This is a genomic window from Psychromonas saccharinae (genome assembly GCF_051201515.1).
Lineage (GTDB): Bacteria > Pseudomonadota > Gammaproteobacteria > Enterobacterales > Psychromonadaceae > Psychromonas.
The window spans coordinates 1662231-1678934 of the sequence record NZ_CP195153.1 but is presented as its reverse complement, the minus strand read 5'-3'; the positions used below and the strand labels follow the sequence as shown (position 1 = coordinate 1678934).

Below are 16704 nucleotides of genomic sequence, written 5' to 3'. Positions count from 1 at the left end.
ATCCTCTATCGGTAGATGTAAAAACAAGACTTTACATCTTTAATGGCTAGTCCTTATCGAATGTTATAACGCAGTATTGCCATGGTTTATAAGAAACGAGCTAGTGACCCACAGGGCAAGACGAGAGGCAAACATCTTCGTTGTTATAAAGTCTCGATTTAACCCGTTAGATCTTCACCTTTATGCCTAGAATCTGCTCACCTCTCGTCTTGCTGATTTCTGCATCTTGAATGGTAACGGGTATATTAATGGTGTTAAATCTGGGTTGCTTTTTTTGAATAGCTTTTCTATACATAAAGCATACACCGATTAAATCTCTATCATATGCTTAAAATCTGCTGATCTTACAATTAACTGATTTTTACATATTGAATTGATTCTGATATATAAAATGCTTATTCCATTAGGGTAATTTACAAATGAAAAATAATCACAATCATCGTGGTCAATATCATTCATCAATAGGTGATTCAGCTGAGCATCAAGAAGATGCGGATTGGTATGATCAAGAAGATATGATTCATGCAAAGAAAAAACATCAGAGTCACCGAGATCGTCATCAGAACCAAAAACGTCGAAATTTAAATGAGCAATCACATTAACACGGTATAGAAGATTAAAATATTAACATGATTGTTACTCAAAGCATTGAGGAGCATTGCGCCCCTCAAATGTTAAAGCAGAAGTTAATCTTCAAATAATGGCATTTTCTTAATATATTGTGTTAGCAATACGATACGCATCCCATTAACACGACCTTCAATATGTTCAGGATTATCAGTTAATCCAATATTACGAACGGGTGTGCCGCGTTTAGCCGTAAAATTACCGCCCTTCACATCAAGATCTTTAATTAATGTTACGTTATCACCGGCTTCTAAAATCGTACCATTTGAATCACGTGTTGGAGGTGTTTCTTCAATATTATCAGCAGCAACACCATAGTCAGCCCATGCTTTCGTTTCATCTTCCATATACATCATATCAAGAAGATCCTGCGCCCAGCCTTCGGTAGTCGCAAGACGAGTCAATAATCTAAACGCCGTTACCTGAACAGCGGGAACTTGACTCCACATACTGTCATTTAAACAACGCCAGTGGTTATTATCCATCTCTGTTTGTTTTTCAATTTGAGACAGACAGGTTTCACATACCAAAACAGACTTATCTGAATTAGGCTCTTTGACAGGTGGCACCTCGAATACAGATAAATTGTCAGTTGCACCACATAATTCACAGGATGAATTGCTTCTTTCTAATAACGCTTTTTTGATTGGCATGTATTAACACCTTAAAAATTGGGGGATAAAAATCCGCGCTATTATGCACTTTTTTTATAATAAAAAAAAGCACCGGGGAATCCCAGTGCTTAAGGAGCGTGGTTATTACGCATTGTGCTTAATCACAAATACTATCTTCTCCCTCAGTTTCGAGATAAATCGCATTTAACAATGAGTAATCTGAATCGTCATTGTAATCTTGATCCAAAGATTTCAGCATGACTCCCCCAGCATAGGTTTCCGCATAGGCCGTTTTTTCAACAACGGTTGGAATCGCATTAAAATAATAGGTAATACCGTCAATTGATGCTTTGTCATCATCATCGCAAGCAAAGGTTGATTTATCACTTTTTTCATCAACAATATCGAAATAATCTTCAGTATCAGCATCTTCACTTGTACCGAAAACAGGAATACTCACCACCAGTTTATTCTGAATTAAACAACGATCAGTCCAATAATCAATGACATCTAAAAAGTCATCCGTTGTCAGATAGAGGCCATCGTCATCGTCTTCACCATCGTCATTATTAGTATTGAAACCTTTGACATTAACAAAATCAACATAGTCAAATACATCGCTATCAATCACATCGGCGTAATCTTCTTCTTCGTTGAGCCCAGATAACACTTCGATAGTAAAAGTAAGCCCTTCATCGTCTAATTCATCCGATAACGCTTCAACTAAATCTTCAAAGAGTTCACCTTCATCGTCATCTTCTGGATATTGCCAACTTAAATCGATACCGTCTAAATCATATTCTTCAGCAAGATCAATAATATTATCGATAAAATCATCGGTAAGGTCGTCATCCCCCGCAATGGTTTCTAAATTACTACTATTGCTTGTGCCACCGATTGAAAAGAAAACCTCAACACCATCATCTTGCAGATCACCAATAATATCTTTTAAATCGTCACTATCATCAACATCCGAAAGCGTACCATTAGAATTAACATCAAAAGAGCCATCTGAATTAACGTAGATATAACCAAAAATAAGATGTGTCATTTGTATGTAATCTATGTCGTTATCGCTATCTGCAATATCTTCTAAATCATTAATATCTGATTCAATCCAATACGCAACTTGCTTAAAATCAACATCGGTTGTATCTTCATCACAACTTGAATCCGTATCCCAATAGTCATCTGAAAAAATGCCATCACAGGCCGACAGACTAAAAATCAAGAGCAAGCCAACGACTATTCTTATCTTTCCTAGGAAAGTATTTTTTATATTAAGCAAACCCTTCATCCTTATTAATAATATCACTTACCATAAGTCTCTAAGCACGTTAAGATACCGACTTAAACACTCACTCACCCATTAGGTATAATTTATGAATGAAATACTTACGATTGCAGAAGAAACGCTGGTTTTGCATCGTCATCCGAGAATTAAAAATGAGACACTACAAGCATGGGATTCTGCGGATGAATATCTAATCAACTACTTCAACGAAAACCAACTTGCCAAACATCTTAATGACGATGGGCAATTATTGTTAATTAATGATGGTTTCGGTGCATTAAGTTGTTATTTTCAAACATTTAATCGTACCGTTATTTCTGATTCATATTTATCGCTCAACTCAATCAAACTCAATATGCAGCGTAATAATTGCCCTGAAGATAATATTCTACTACAGGATAGTCTGCAAGAATTCCCAAGAAATGTGCAAGTTGTATTGATTAAGGTCCCCAAAACACTTTCTCATTTAGAATATACATTACAACAACTTAGTAAAGTTATTTCCAAGGAAACCATTATTGTTGCAGCGGGCAAGGTCAATATGATCCATTCTTCGACGCTGCAATTATTTGAAACCTATATTGGCTCGACTAAAACATCACTTGCAAAGAAAAAATCTCGATTAATTTTTAGTCTCGTTGATCAAGTCGATATTCCGGAAAAAGAAATTCCATTAACTTGGGAAATTGAAAAGCAGGGTTGGAAAATTCATAACCATGCAAATGTATTTTCGCGTAATCACCTTGATATCGGTGGTCGTTTTTTAATGGATAATTTACCAGAGGGTGACTTTTCAAAAGTTGTTGACCTTGGGTGCGGTAACGGTGTTGTCGGCATGGCGGCATCTGAAGCTTACCCAAAGGCACAAATTACCTTTATCGATGAATCCTATATGGCAATCGATTCCGCACGCATCAATATGTTAAAAAACTTACCTGAAGAACAAACAGAACATGCACGCTTTGTGGTGAACAATGGGTTAGTTGGCTTTAAAGCTGGCTGTTATGATCTAATTTTATGTAACCCGCCTTTTCACCAACAACAAGCTATTACAGACCAAATTGCTTGGAGTATGTTTAATGACGCTCGCTTCTGCTTAGTTGAAGGTGGGGAGTTGGTGATTGTAGGTAATCGTCATTTAGATTACAAAGATAAGCTAGAACGTATTTTTGGAAACTGCGAATTAGTCACTGAAAATAAAAAGTTTGTTATTTTACGTGCTGTAAAAGAATACTAAATGTGATCCAGTAAAACGACAAAGGCAGCTAAATAAGCTGCCTTTTAATTTTATATTAGATATTAAATATAATTTGCAATTTTTTTAACCAATTCAGGTCCATTATAAATAAAGCCAGAATAAATTTGGACTAGACTTGCACCAGCATCAATTTTCTCTTTTGCTGCAATCACACTATCAATACCACCCACACCAATAATTGGAATTTCACCTTTTAAATGTGCTGCGAATTTACCAATAACCACTGTACTTTTGCTTTGAACAGGACGACCACTTAAACCGCCAGCTTCAGAGGCATGAGACATGCCTTTAATTATTTCTCTGTCTAATGTGGTATTCGTTGCGATTAAACCATCAATTTTATATTTTAATAATGCATTCGCAATAGATTCAATTTCTTCATCGCTCAAATCGGGGGCCACTTTCAACGCAAGGGGAACATATTTGTTGTATTTTATTTTTAGCTCACCTTGGCGTTCTTTTAATGCTGCAAGCAACTCTTCGAGCGCCTCACCATATTGCAACGTTCTTAGTCCAGGCGTGTTTGGCGAAGAAATATTAACCGCAATATATCCTGCATGTTGATAGACTTTATTCATGCATTTAAGATAATCATTTTTCCCCTCTTCAACAGGAGTAGAAAAGTTTTTACCAATATTAATCCCAATAACGCCTTTATAATGGCTATCTCTTACATTCGCGATTAATTCATCAACACCGTTATTATTAAACCCCATTCGGTTAATAATGCCTTCCGACTCTAAAACACGAAACAAACGAGGCTCTGGATTACCAGGCTGTGCGACAGGGGTAACGGTACCAATTTCAATATGGCCAAATCCCATCGCACCAAAGCCATCAATACATTCACCATTTTTATCTAATCCGGCTGCTAAACCAATGGCATTTGGAAAGGTCAATCCCATTACCTTAATTGGTCTGTGTTGTACTTTTTGTCGATAGAATAATTCTAGAAAAGTACCCGAGGTTAACTTCAGCATTTTAATGGTTAAATCATGTGCTTTTTCTGGATGTAACTTGAAAAGACAACTACGCATAATGCGATAAAACATAATAAAATCCCTATTAGTAACGTGAATATAAATTGCGGCGATTATATCTGTTTATAGGAGGAAATTGAACTAAAAAGAGGAGGTATTATTTAATGAGAACGGATCCTTTCATTAATCTTCAACCTTTAATTAACAACCATGTTTTGATAAGCATGAACACGATTTCGCCAGCCCTTTAGCCAACGAGTTTCATCTCGAGGCGCATTTTTGACTCGGCGAGTTAACACTTCATCAGCAGACAAACCAAAAGCACGTAATGGGTTTTCATATTGCTCAGGCATGGTTAAAAGCACTTGTTTTAACCCCCAACCTTGCCCCTGATAGCGCTCTTTTGAAGAAATACCTTCGCCTTTAAAGTTAATATAATCTAACAGGGTAAACAGACCCGCAGTTGTTGCTGTTAGTTGTTGAATATTCGCTTTAATTTTTTGCTGTTGCCATTGTTCACTCGATTCAATTATTTCAGGAATTGCATTCTCTAGGCGTAAAATAATAAATTTAACTTGGATATCAAGATGTTCGCTTAAAAATATCCGTAAACCTTTTAATTGTGGTTGTTCGAAGACTTGATAAAATTGTTCACGGGAATGCCAAGGTGCAAATGATGCTTTATCAATCCAATAGGGTAACGTCACATTATTTGCTTTAAAAAAATCCAATAACGCTGGAAACTGCTCTTTAAAAGGCCCCTTTTTATTTTCAGGATACCAAATAAAATGCCCTAACCCCAGCGAAGGAAAGTCTTCCCCTCGATTCCAAACGGTTAAGTGGTCTAATTTATTTTGACCTTCATTTTTCCAAATCAACAAACCTAGTTCAGATAATTGTTGATCGGTAAGATCGATTTTATAAGGGAGACTGTTTACGAATAAACTGGTGAACAGAAATGTAAAAAATAACACAACACGAAACATAGATAGCCAACGGTATTTAAACAACAAAATGAAAACTCATGCTCTCTATAATTGCATCACGTTTTTCCTGCACAGATACTTTTTGATAGGCTTCCAACGCACCACGTTGCTTGAAATTTGGTTGATCGTATCCCAAACCGTTATCCAACGCATCCTTTTGCTTTTCGGATAATACCATCGAGAAATCAGCGGCTTTGGCTTTTTTTGTAACGGGCACAATTTCGCTAACACTGGCCTGTGGCGTTTTTTTCAGAATCGCCACTTTGCCGGTATTAATCGGAGCCGTCATTACATTAGTATTATTTTGTATTGCCATTAATACTCCAGCGGATCAAAAATCAACGTCACTTACTCTCTTCCAGGTAATTTTTTCCATGTTACTTTATCACGTAAATAAACGGGTGTCGCTAATTCTGGTGCGACGGTTTCCTTATTAACAACGCTATGCATAGCCTGAACAAGCATGTATTTTGCATTTGGAAACTCAATATCTAATTGCTTGGCGGCATTGAAATACTCAACCAATGCGGGATAGGCCTTCCACCCAGTCCCCACTAAAACAGAGTCAGGCTCCACATGTAAACCTAACGCCAATAAATCGTCAGGTTTGATAACCACTTCTTGATCGACAACCGTCATTAAGTCGTCAACCAAACAATAATGAGCAAAATAAACTTCGCCCATTCGTGCATCAATTGCGGCATAAACATGCTTAGCCTTGTTGCTTTTATAGGCTTCCTGAGACATTGCTTGTAAAGTAGAGACGCCAACAATCGGTTTTTCTATTCCATAGGCTAAACCTTGAGCAATACTAATGCCAATTCTTACCCCAGTAAAACTACCCGGACCTCGACCATAGGCAATCACATCCATATCCGAAAGCGTTAAACCAGACTGTTTAATTACTTGTTCAATTGTCGGCAATATTTTTTGAGTATGTTCTCGAGGTGCGAGCATAAAATGATCGCTAATTATTTGTTCGCTTTCTGTTGAACAAAGCACTGCAACCGAACACGCTTCCGTTGAAGTATCGACACATAAAATATTTACTGCTTGAGACATAGTTAACCTATTTATACATTTAATTATTATGTTGTGGATTTTAACCCATTTTTAGAAAAGCTTATACGCCTTCAATCAATTTGCTTTAAAAATTCAATCGCATTATCTAAATTTCTAGTTCTTGGCATACTCGGCAAACTATTCAAAAATAAACTACCGTAGGGACGCGTCACTAAGCGATTATCACAAACTATCACCACGCCTTTATCTTGCTCTGCTCGAATCAAACGCCCAATCCCCTGTTTAAAGGTTATGACTGCTTGGGGGAGCTGCACATCAGAAAAAGGATCTTTTCCCTTTAATTGTGCATCTTCAATTCGTGCTTTTAGTAGAGGTTCATCGGGAGAAGCAAAGGGAATTTTATCGATAATCACACAAGACAACGCTTGCCCTCGAACATCAACACCTTCCCAAAAACTTCCCGTGGCAACTAATAATGCATTTCCCTGACTGACAAATTCATCTAATAACGCCTGTTTACTTTTCTCTCCTTGCAATAAAACGGGTAACGTTAAGGTTCGCCGAAAACCAGTCGCCAATTGATTCATCATGGCATGGCTGGTACACAAAAAGAAACACCGTCCTTTACTAGCACGAATAACAGGCGATAAACGCTCGACTAATTTTTCTGCTAACCCCGGCGTCCCCGGTTCAGGTAATAATCTTGGCACAACAAAGAGCGTTTGTTTAGCATAATCAAAGGGACTATTTAGCTGTAGACATTGACTATTTTGCAATCCCAGTAAATCAGTAAAGTGTTCAAAACGCCCTTTTACAGACAATGTTGCTGAGGTAAATACCCAAGCCGCCTCTTTTTTCTGACATTCTAACTGAAATCGCTGCGCTACACTGAGTGGCGTAATATTCAATGAAAAGTGTTGTTTTGTACATTCATACCAATAACTAAAACCACTTTCATTAACACTATTAAGCTTTTTGAATAATAAGGTAAATTGATTTAAACGATCAAAGCAGTGATCTAAGACTTCACTTTTTCCTAATAACTCACATACGACTTCATTTAAAAAATCCATCACTTGTAATAAACGCTGTGCATGTAATTCCATAATGCGGTCACGTGATTTATCGCGCCAACTTCCCGCGCCTTTATCCATCGCAAAAGCAAGACGAAAATCTAATGCCGCTGTACGTAATTGATCAGCAGCCTTAGACATTTGTTTCGCTTCTCGCATCTCAGTGCGATATACATAATCAATTTCTTTGGCTAATTCAATTAACTGACGGCTTGATAATGATTCACCAAAATACATACTCGCAATATCGGGTAATTGATGTGCTTCGTCGAAAATATAGACACCTGCTTCAGGTACTAATTCACCAAACCCCGTCTCTTTTACCGCTAAATCCGCGAAAAACAAGTGATGGTTAATAACCACTAAATCAGCTTCCATTGCTTTTTTACGTGCTTTAACAATAAAACAGTCATCGAAACTCGGGCATTCACGCCCTAAACAATTGTCATTATTGCTAGTAATAGACGGAATTATCGCAGCATCTTCAGCTAAGTTTTCGATATCGGCAATATCGCCCGTTTTTGTTTTTAATGACCAGTTTTTAATTTTAACTAATTCAACCTGAAGCGTTCTATCTTTATGTTTAGTTTCTAACATAAAACGATTTAATCGCTCATTACAAAGATAATTATTTCGCCCCTTTAACACACTCACTTTGCCCGTGAAGTTTGTCGTTTCAACTAGCAGGGGAAGATCCTTCGTAAATAACTGCTCTTGCAAGGCTTTACTTCCGGTCGATATTATTATTTTTGATCCGCTTTCTTTATCATAGGACAGTAAAGCGGGTGCTAAATAAGCAAAGGTTTTTCCTGTTCCCGTTTCCGCTTCGACCACCAGCTGTTGTTTTGTGTTAATCACATTCGCAACAGCCTTAGCCATTTCGACCTGAGCATCACGAGCAATAAAATGCGGCAGTTTTTGGCTTAATGCGCCAAAAGATGAAAAAAAAGATGAAATCAAAACAGGATACTCTTTGTAGTTAGATTAACTCGAGGTATTCTACGCGAAATCAGTACAATTAAAATGAGTTAAGTAAGGATGAATAAATTACATCACCTGCCAGGGCAATTAGGAATCGAATACAAAACTATTTCTGAGATGGTAACTATTTATTGCAAAGCACATCATCACGCTGATTCTATCCCCTGTGCTGAATGCCAATCATTTTTAGTTTATGCCAATGAAAAGCTCGATCGCTGCCCCTATGGACAAATTAAGCCGACCTGTAATAAATGCCCTATTCATTGTTATAAAAGTAATAGACGTGAACAGGCAAAGAAAATTATGCGTTATGCAGGCCCACGTATGCTGTTATGGCACCCCATTTTAGCACTTAAACATATTATAGGAGAACAACGTTCCATCCCTAGTCGAATCCCCCATACCGCGTCAAATCGGCACATTAGACATAAACATAAAAAGAAATAATACGAAAAATATTACAGCACGTAACAAGAGCGTGCATCCATAAAACAATAACTTTATCAACAAAAGTAAACCAAAGCTTCCTATCAAACGTATAGCTCACAATAGCGTGATAAATTTATGTAAATTATTGTAAATGAACCTACATCGCTTAATAAACCATCTATTATTGTTGGTGGTTGTAAAATTTATGTCATATACACGTTACGATATTAATATCTATTGCATCGTAATGAGTAGACAAAGCAACAAAACGGATCCTGTAATAGCAATAACCTAAATGGAGATTTTTATAATGAATTTAAAACTTTTAATCGCTTTTTCAACTCTATTCGCCTTATCAAGCGGAGCATCAGCACTTGAAGTCAAATTCACCGAGAGCGCATGGAATGGGAAAATCATCCCAGAGGGACAACAATGCCAAAAGTTTGGTGGTGATAATCCAATGACCCCCAAGTTAATGGTTTTAGATATTCCAGCTGGTTCTGATGCCATTGTGTTGGAATACAGTGATAGAGATTCTGAAAAAATGAATAATGGCGGTCACGGGATAATGAAATATTCCCTCACCTCTCCCGGTATGATGGTGCAAATTCCTTCTGTTCCCGGACATACTTTTTCACTACCGGATCGTTTTACTATGATGGAAGCTCATCGCAGCCCTGGTTGGGATATTGCCGGTGCTTATATGCCACCTTGTTCAGGTGCAAAAAATCATGAATATTACTTAACCGTTAAAGCCGTTAAGGGCGATCAAGTTAATGCTGAAACCGTTATTGAAATGGGTAAGTATTAATATTTATTTATAATTATCCGTAATAAGTGAAGTCAAATAATAATATCAATATGTTTTGCTTCACTTTTTTGCTCTCTATCCTCTTCTGAATCATTCTTTATTTCTTGTTTCCTTGCCTCTTTGTGCTTCAACGGCGTACTTTGTGCAATCATTTCAGGTGAAATATTATTTTTCCTATTTGATCCCTGATATTTTTTAATTGGTCGATTCGTTATTTTACTGTCATTAAATGGCTTAAATACATACGTTCGATTGATAAACTCTGTAATTAGATGCTGACTCATATCGCCTCCTTTACATACCTATTGTTCATTTTATCGGCAGATATGCATTTAACTTGAGTGATTCATATCAATCACCACCATTTAACAACCTGATAGTATGCTCTCCAATTTGAAAATATACCGGTACGATACAATATGTAAAAAATACCATATTAAATGGTATCAACCATCTATGTGTATTATGCATATTTACTATGATTAACTTTCACTTTATTCATGATAGATTCAGTTTTACACTTTAATAATTATCTTTCCCTATTTTGGAGTTACCTTATGTTTAAAGCACTTATCCTTGAGCAACAAGACAAAAAGACCACGGCAGATATTCGCCAAATAGATGAATCGATGTTACCCGAGGAGGAAGTTTTAATTGCGGTCGAGTATTCTTCGTTAAATTATAAGGATGGCTTAGCAATAACGGGTAAAGGCCGTATTGTGCGTCAATTTCCAATGGTGCCAGGCATTGATTTAGCAGGACAAGTTATTGAGTCTAAAGATACTCGCTATAAAACCGGTGATAATGTCGTTTTAACGGGTTGGGGCGTTGGTGAAGGCCATTGGGGTGGCATGGCAGAAAAAGCAAGCTTAAAAGCTGACTGGCTAGTTCCTTTACCTAACGGGTTAAGTGGGAAACAAGCCATGATGATTGGTACTGCGGGCTTAACGGGAATGCTATGTGTTCAAGCTTTAATTGATGCGGGTGTCACACCGGACAGCGGAGAAATATTAGTGACCGGAGCAAGTGGTGGTGTAGGTTCCGTTGCCGTGACATTATTAGCAACACTTGGCTATCAAGTCGTTGCCGTCACTGGCCGTATTACAGAAAATGGCGAGTTATTAAAACAGCTTGGTGCTTCTCGCGTCATTGAACGTAGCGATTTAGAAGAGCCTGCTCGCCCATTAGAAAAACAACTATGGGCAGGCGCGATTGACACTGCAGGGAGTAAAATTCTAGCAAAAGTACTATCGCAAATGGATTACAATAGCGCAGTGGCTGCCTGCGGTCTTGCTGCTGGTTTTGATCTTCCAACAACCGTTATGCCATTTATATTGCGTGGCGTTAAATTATTAGGCGTTGATTCAGTGGCATGTCCTTATGAAAAACGAGTTGCTGCTTGGAATCGTTTGGTTGAATTATTACCACAAAGCTATTATCAACAAGCCTGTAAAGAAGTTGCACTTGAGGAAGCGCCAGCAGTAGCAGAAGCCATCACCAATGGTCAAGTTACTGGACGCATTGTTATTAAACTATGAGTTAAGATTATTAAGACTTGTACCAATGTAAATAGAAATGGGTCTGCTGTGCAGACCTTTTTATTACAATAAACCTAATTGATATCCCCTTTCTTCCATTAATTTCCCACATTGTTCCTTTAATACATTTCTTAACCAAATTTGTGCAGTTGAATGATCGCAACGCGGATGCCAAATTAAAGAATATTCAAATGGATCAAATTCAAAGGGAAGCGGTTTAACAATAAGGCTATGTTGCTCTGCCACTAAATACGCTAAATCCGCAGGTACAGTGATAATTAATGGCATACTGTCGACAATCGCCAACGCAGCTTCTAAATGATATGCACGCAATACCGTTTTAGGCTTGGGGCAATCATTAATGGCATTATCAATCAACGCCTTAACGCCATCACTAATGGCAATTAATGCATGGGGGTACGCAAGGTAATCCGCTAGGGTTAATGCTTTCTTTGCTAAGGGGTGCGATTTAGATAACATGCAACATACACTTACGCGACCTAGGGTTTGTCGCTGTAATGGCTCCACCTGATGAATTAAGCGGCAAATAGCCATATCAGCACCATCCGAGGATAATTGACTGACCATTTGATCTTGTTGTAACGGAGGAAACTCAATGGTGATATGAGGTGCTTGCTCATAAATAGTCGGTAAGGCATAGGGTAAAATGGTTTGCATTGCGTAATCCGTCGTTGCAATAACAAAATGCTGTTTACACTGTTTCGGCTCAAAATTTGATGGTGAAAGTAACAGTCTTAATGATTCTAATGGCTGATTTAGAGCCTGACTGATTTCGATAGCTCGCTCCGTTGGCTGTAGATATTGTCCTTGGCGAATAAATAAAGGATCCTGCAATAACGCCCTTAATCGCCCAAGCACTCGACTCATAGCCGATTGACTAAGATTAAGGCGAATAGCGCTGCGACTAACACTCCCCTCTTCTATCAACACTTTTAACGCCACTAATAAATTTAAGTCACGTCGATAGACTTCTTCAAGTTCCATACTTCAAATCCATAATGATCAATACCCCATTAATTGTGAACAACAACCTGCAATGTTACTCACTCAACTCATCAACATATCCCTTGGGAGGAGGTGTCCACTCACGTTCAGACAAAGAGTGAATCCCTCTTTTATCTTTACCCATCGCATCGGCAATATGATCTTCAAGCTGCATAAATAATTTAATGTAATTATTGTCGACACGTTCTCCGCCAGCATCATCGGCCCAAGCTTGATAAAGCAATTCAGATTTTTGTTCCTCTACATTTTTATAGGTCGATTTTTGTTGCTCAACAAAATAAGGATGATGCCCAAGTGCACGCATTGTATGAGCACCTAATTCTAGCGCTGAGTGATAAGTTTCAGATTCAATAATATCCGCCCCAGCTTGCTTAAGTAAGTACGCATGCCCACGATCAAAGGAACGAGCAATAATTTTGATATTAGGATAACTATGATGAACATATTTCACTAATTCAACACTACTTTCTTGATTATCGATGGCAATAACAAAGGCCATTGCCGTTTCTATGCCTGCGGTATGGAGTAAATTGGGTTGTGTTGCATCACCAAAATAACTTTTTGTACCAATCTGACGCATTGCATCGACTTGATTAACTTGATGATCAAGTACGACTGTTTTAACACCATTGGCCACCAACATACGATTTATAATTTGGCCTACACGACCAATTCCAGCAATGATAACCGTGCCATGCTCATCCACCGTATCCTGCTCTCGATCATTGGATTTTTGTACAAAACGCGGTTGAATCATTTTATCAAAGAAAATAAATAACCCCGGCGTTAAGAACATAGAAAGTGCGACTACTAAAAATAATTTCTGTGTTAAATCTACGGGTAATACATGACTTTGTAATGTAAAACCAAGCAATACAAAACCGAATTCCCCTGCTTGTGCAAGACTTAAGGTTAATAACCACCTGTCACTGTTTTTAATCTTAAAAATCAATGCCAGCAGATATAATATCACCGCCTTAATCATAATAACGCCAAAGGTTAACGCGATAATTAAAAAGAATTCATTCCATAGGACTGAAAAATCGATACCTGCGCCGACCGTAATAAAAAACAACCCAAGTAGCAACCCTTTAAAGGGCTCAATATTAGACTCTAACTCATGGCGAAATTCACTATTAGCCATAACAACGCCTGCGAGGAACGCCCCTAATGCAGGCGATAAACCGACCAAACTCATTAAAGCGGCAATACCAATCACCAACATCAATGCCGTAGCAGTAAAAATTTCTCTTAAACCACAATTTGCCACAAAACGAAATAAAGGCCGACTTAAAAAATGCCCACTGATGGCAACAGCAGAAATAGATAAAATAATCACCAGTCCATAAGCCCAACCAGGCAATCCAGCAACTAAACTTAATTGTTCATGACTGTCCACGGTTGTCGCTAAATTGGCTGCTTGCTCAATTAATTCAGGAATCGCTAATAATGGAATAAACGCCAACATCGGAATAACTGCGATATCTTGAAACAGTAAAATAGAAAAAGCATTCTGCGCCCCGACGGTTTTACCTAATCCTTTTTCTTTGAATGTTTGTAATACAATCGCCGTTGAAGATAGAGAAAATATTAATCCAATGGTCAATGCAATCGACCAAGGTTGCCCGAAAAAGAGCGCAATTCCCATGACGGCAGCAATTGTCCCCCCTACTTGCAAGCCACCTAAACCAATCAAACGCAGTCGCATTGCCCATAACTTTTTCGGATCTAATTCAAGGCCGACCAAGAAAAGCATCATAACGACACCAAATTCAGCAAAATGCTGGATCGTCGTCGTTTCTTCACCGACCAAACCTATAATGGGCCCAATAACCACACCTGCAATGAGGTAACCTAATACGGATCCCAAACCAAATCGACTAGCAAGTGGGACAGCAATAACTGCAGCCGCCAGATAAATAAAAGCTTGGAGAAAAATACCAGTCATAAATGGGCTCCTGAATGGGTAATATATTGGTTATGCTGATCAGTCGCCTGTGAAGCACCAATATCTATATGCCCTTCTGTTAACGCAACAATCAATTTTTTCCATTGAATAAGATGTGGCTCTAGACGCCCTTCTTCTTTCGCCGTTCGCGATCCAAATAAAACAAAGGGATTTAAATATTTCATACTCGATAGATTGGCCATTTGTTCAAGCGGACGCAATAACTCTTCAATGGTGTAGTGTAGATAGCCATTACTTTGATAAGCTTCTTCTTTACCACCAGCAGAAAGCACACACATAAAAACTTTATCTTTTAATGCATCGGCACCATCGCCGTAAGCAAAACCATATTCTAAAACCAGATCCTGCCACTCCTTTAAAATGGCTGGCGTTGAGTACCAAAACAGTGGGAATTGAAAAATGATGACTTCATGGTCGAGTAAACGCTGCTGCTCTTTACTAATATCAATATTATAACTTGGATATTCTCCATAAAGATCAACGGCAGTCACCCCTTCAATTTGACGAGATACATTAAATAATGGGTGGTTCACTTCAGATCGATGTTGAGAAGGATGCGCATACAGCACCAACACTTTATTTTTTTGCATGTTATTTCCACTAAAACAAGGTCGTTTAATAATATTTTTGAGGACTAAATTTAATTTATTAATCTAATCAGATGCATGCTTAAGGCGAGTTTATCCAATAAAAACAGCGAAACGATTATATACCTGCTCTCATTCAATATGCAAAAAACTAGCAAGCCAAAAGTGAACTAATTACGGATATAAAAACAAATTCATTACATTTAAAATCAATCGCTTACAAAAACCCACTAGGCATCACTCACATTACCACCTTCAACCTTAATTTGACGCCGAAACGAATAACACCAATTCCATTAATTAACTGGTCAAATTAATCCACGATCTTAAGCATAGTGACATGACTCTATTAATATCACTTCTAAAGTTATTCCAAGCAATAGTGCACTTCCCTTCAATATCTTCATAATCACTAAAAACACGATTGGCAATTTCATTTTGTCTCATCCATGACCATACTTGCTCGATTGGATTTAATTCAGGAGAATAAGGTGGGATGTGAATAATGCTTAGATTAGCAAATGCTTGATCTAAGTATTCCTGATGCCAGCTGGCACCATCCATTATCACTACAGCATGGCGACCCGCTTCCGTTGCTTTGGAAATAAGCGCTAGATGTTCTTTCATGATTTCCATATTACTAAAAGGAGCAATGATAGCTTCTGTTTTACCATTTGCTGGGCAAACAGCACCAAATAGATAAGCGTAAGTGTATTGTTGTTGCTGTACTACGCGTGGTCTCGTTCCTTTTTCAGCCCATATTCTAGTGGTCGTATTTTGTTGTCCAAAACGCGCCTCATCTTGAAACCAGATATCAACCCGATCTAACGCAACATGACCAGGGATCTTAAGGATCGTTTTTATTTTGAATTTTTTTAAAATCTTCCTGACGTTCAATTGACTGCTTGGGATGCTTTGAACGTGTAGTTATCCAGCTTAGATTTAATTCATGTAATAGGTTGTAAATATTGGACTTTTTATACTCAATACCAAACTCAACTAAAATATACTGCTGGACATCTTTTCCTTGGAGTCTGCCACCATCTGCCTTTACAGCCGAAGAAACAACAAACTCTTTCAGTTGAGACAGTTGCTTTTCGCTTAGGCCTTTTGGGCGCCCCGTATGTTTTTTCTCTTTTAACCCTGAAATTCCCTGTGTTAAATAGGTTTGTATCCAACTATTTGCACTCGTTCGACTTACTTTTAAGTATTCAGATATTTGAGTTCTATTTTTACCATCAAGAAAGTGAGATACCGCTAATAAACGAAGTTTTAATCTCGCATCTGAGGTTGAGCTAATCATTTTCGATAATTCTTGAGTCATATTCAGCACCTTTAATGATTGCTTTATTAGATCATAAAATTAATGGAATTGGTATAACCAATAGGTCCATTTTGATTAGCAACGTAAAGTGCCCAACAATCAATTTATCAAACCAATATTACAGCATTAAATCACATCACGGTTTATTAATACGTTTTTGCTATGGGTAACATGACATTTAAGT

Annotated in this window: 17 protein-coding genes; 5 read left to right on the top strand and 12 right to left on the bottom strand. The window is 37.9% G+C overall.

The window, feature by feature from the left end; all coding sequences use genetic code 11:
• Nucleotides 1-419: 419 nt before the first annotated feature.
• Complete coding sequence (locus tag ACR30L_RS07425) at nt 420-602, top strand: hypothetical protein (protein WP_435237391.1); 183 nt, start codon at nt 420-422, stop codon at nt 600-602.
• An 84-nt stretch (nt 603-686) separates the two neighbouring features.
• Here ACR30L_RS07425 and ACR30L_RS07420 read toward each other — a convergent pair whose 3' ends face one another.
• Together ACR30L_RS07420 and ACR30L_RS07415 are read right to left on the bottom strand one after the other, a co-directional pair.
• Entirely contained in the window at nt 687-1280 is a 594-nt protein-coding gene (locus ACR30L_RS07420; RefSeq protein ID WP_435237390.1) for a PhnA domain-containing protein, read from the bottom strand.
• Nucleotides 1281-1398: 118 nt separating this feature from the next.
• Nucleotides 1399-2529 carry a glycoside hydrolase family 18 protein gene (locus tag ACR30L_RS07415; RefSeq protein WP_435237389.1) on the bottom strand — a complete coding sequence of 377 codons (1131 nt, stop codon included), beginning with the start codon at nt 2527-2529 and terminating at the stop codon, nt 1399-1401.
• A gap of 94 nt (nt 2530-2623) precedes the next feature.
• Here ACR30L_RS07415 and ACR30L_RS07410 point away from each other — a divergent pair, with 94 nt between their 5' ends.
• Entirely contained in the window at nt 2624-3772 is a 1149-nt protein-coding gene (locus ACR30L_RS07410; protein WP_435237388.1) for a methyltransferase, read from the top strand.
• A gap of 62 nt (nt 3773-3834) precedes the next feature.
• Here the strand turns inward: ACR30L_RS07410 and pyrD are convergent, their stop codons facing one another.
• From pyrD to ACR30L_RS07385, 5 genes are all read right to left on the bottom strand, one after another.
• Complete coding sequence (pyrD, locus tag ACR30L_RS07405) at nt 3835-4845, bottom strand: quinone-dependent dihydroorotate dehydrogenase (RefSeq protein ID WP_435237387.1); 1011 nt, start codon at nt 4843-4845, stop codon at nt 3835-3837.
• A gap of 125 nt (nt 4846-4970) precedes the next feature.
• Complete coding sequence (locus tag ACR30L_RS07400) at nt 4971-5786, bottom strand: hypothetical protein (protein ID WP_435237386.1); 816 nt, start codon at nt 5784-5786, stop codon at nt 4971-4973.
• Entirely contained in the window at nt 5776-6075 is a 300-nt protein-coding gene (locus ACR30L_RS07395) for a hypothetical protein (RefSeq protein ID WP_435237385.1), read from the bottom strand. The genes ACR30L_RS07400 and ACR30L_RS07395 overlap by 11 nt, the downstream gene beginning before the upstream one ends.
• Nucleotides 6076-6107: 32 nt before the next feature.
• Nucleotides 6108-6821, bottom strand: a complete 714-nt coding sequence (tsaB, locus tag ACR30L_RS07390; RefSeq protein ID WP_435237384.1) for a tRNA (adenosine(37)-N6)-threonylcarbamoyltransferase complex dimerization subunit type 1 TsaB — start codon at nt 6819-6821, stop codon at nt 6108-6110.
• A gap of 71 nt (nt 6822-6892) precedes the next feature.
• Complete coding sequence (locus tag ACR30L_RS07385) at nt 6893-8815, bottom strand: ATP-dependent DNA helicase (protein WP_435237383.1); 1923 nt, start codon at nt 8813-8815, stop codon at nt 6893-6895.
• Between the two features lie 78 nt (nt 8816-8893).
• Here ACR30L_RS07385 and ACR30L_RS07380 point away from each other — a divergent pair, with 78 nt between their 5' ends.
• Both ACR30L_RS07380 and ACR30L_RS07375 read left to right on the top strand, forming a co-directional pair.
• A complete protein-coding gene (locus tag ACR30L_RS07380; protein WP_435237382.1) occupies nt 8894-9283 on the top strand; it encodes a nitrous oxide-stimulated promoter family protein in 390 nt (129 codons plus the stop codon).
• Between the two features lie 292 nt (nt 9284-9575).
• Nucleotides 9576-10076 carry a hypothetical protein gene (locus ACR30L_RS07375; RefSeq protein WP_435237381.1) on the top strand — a complete coding sequence of 167 codons (501 nt, stop codon included), beginning with the start codon at nt 9576-9578 and terminating at the stop codon, nt 10074-10076.
• 32 nt (nt 10077-10108) lie between these two features.
• Here the strand turns inward: ACR30L_RS07375 and ACR30L_RS07370 are convergent, their stop codons facing one another.
• Nucleotides 10109-10360 carry a hypothetical protein gene (locus ACR30L_RS07370; RefSeq protein WP_435237380.1) on the bottom strand — a complete coding sequence of 84 codons (252 nt, stop codon included), beginning with the start codon at nt 10358-10360 and terminating at the stop codon, nt 10109-10111.
• A gap of 273 nt (nt 10361-10633) precedes the next feature.
• Here ACR30L_RS07370 and acuI point away from each other — a divergent pair, with 273 nt between their 5' ends.
• Entirely contained in the window at nt 10634-11614 is a 981-nt protein-coding gene (gene acuI, locus ACR30L_RS07365) for an acrylyl-CoA reductase (NADPH) (RefSeq protein ID WP_435237379.1), read from the top strand.
• A 63-nt stretch (nt 11615-11677) separates the two neighbouring features.
• On the opposite strand, the gene ACR30L_RS07360 is transcribed toward acuI, so the two are convergent.
• The 4 genes from ACR30L_RS07360 to ACR30L_RS07345 form a co-directional block, all read right to left on the bottom strand.
• On the bottom strand, nt 11678-12619 hold the full coding sequence (locus ACR30L_RS07360) for a LysR family transcriptional regulator (RefSeq protein WP_435237378.1): 942 nt from the start codon (nt 12617-12619) through the stop codon (nt 11678-11680).
• Nucleotides 12620-12674: 55 nt separating this feature from the next.
• A complete protein-coding gene (locus ACR30L_RS07355) occupies nt 12675-14588 on the bottom strand; it encodes a cation:proton antiporter domain-containing protein (protein WP_435237377.1) in 1914 nt (637 codons plus the stop codon).
• Nucleotides 14585-15199, bottom strand: coding sequence for an NAD(P)H-dependent oxidoreductase (locus ACR30L_RS07350; protein WP_435237376.1), 615 nt, complete (start codon nt 15197-15199; stop codon nt 14585-14587). Before ACR30L_RS07350 ends, ACR30L_RS07355 begins: the two co-directional genes overlap by 4 nt.
• Before the next feature lie 297 nt (nt 15200-15496).
• Nucleotides 15497-16520 (bottom strand): IS630 family transposase gene (locus tag ACR30L_RS07345; RefSeq protein WP_435237375.1). Its coding sequence is split into 2 segments (ribosomal slippage): nt 15497-16067 and nt 16066-16520, totalling 1026 coding nucleotides; the frame shifts between segments, so codons are not numbered across the junction.
• Nucleotides 16521-16704 lie beyond the last annotated feature (184 nt).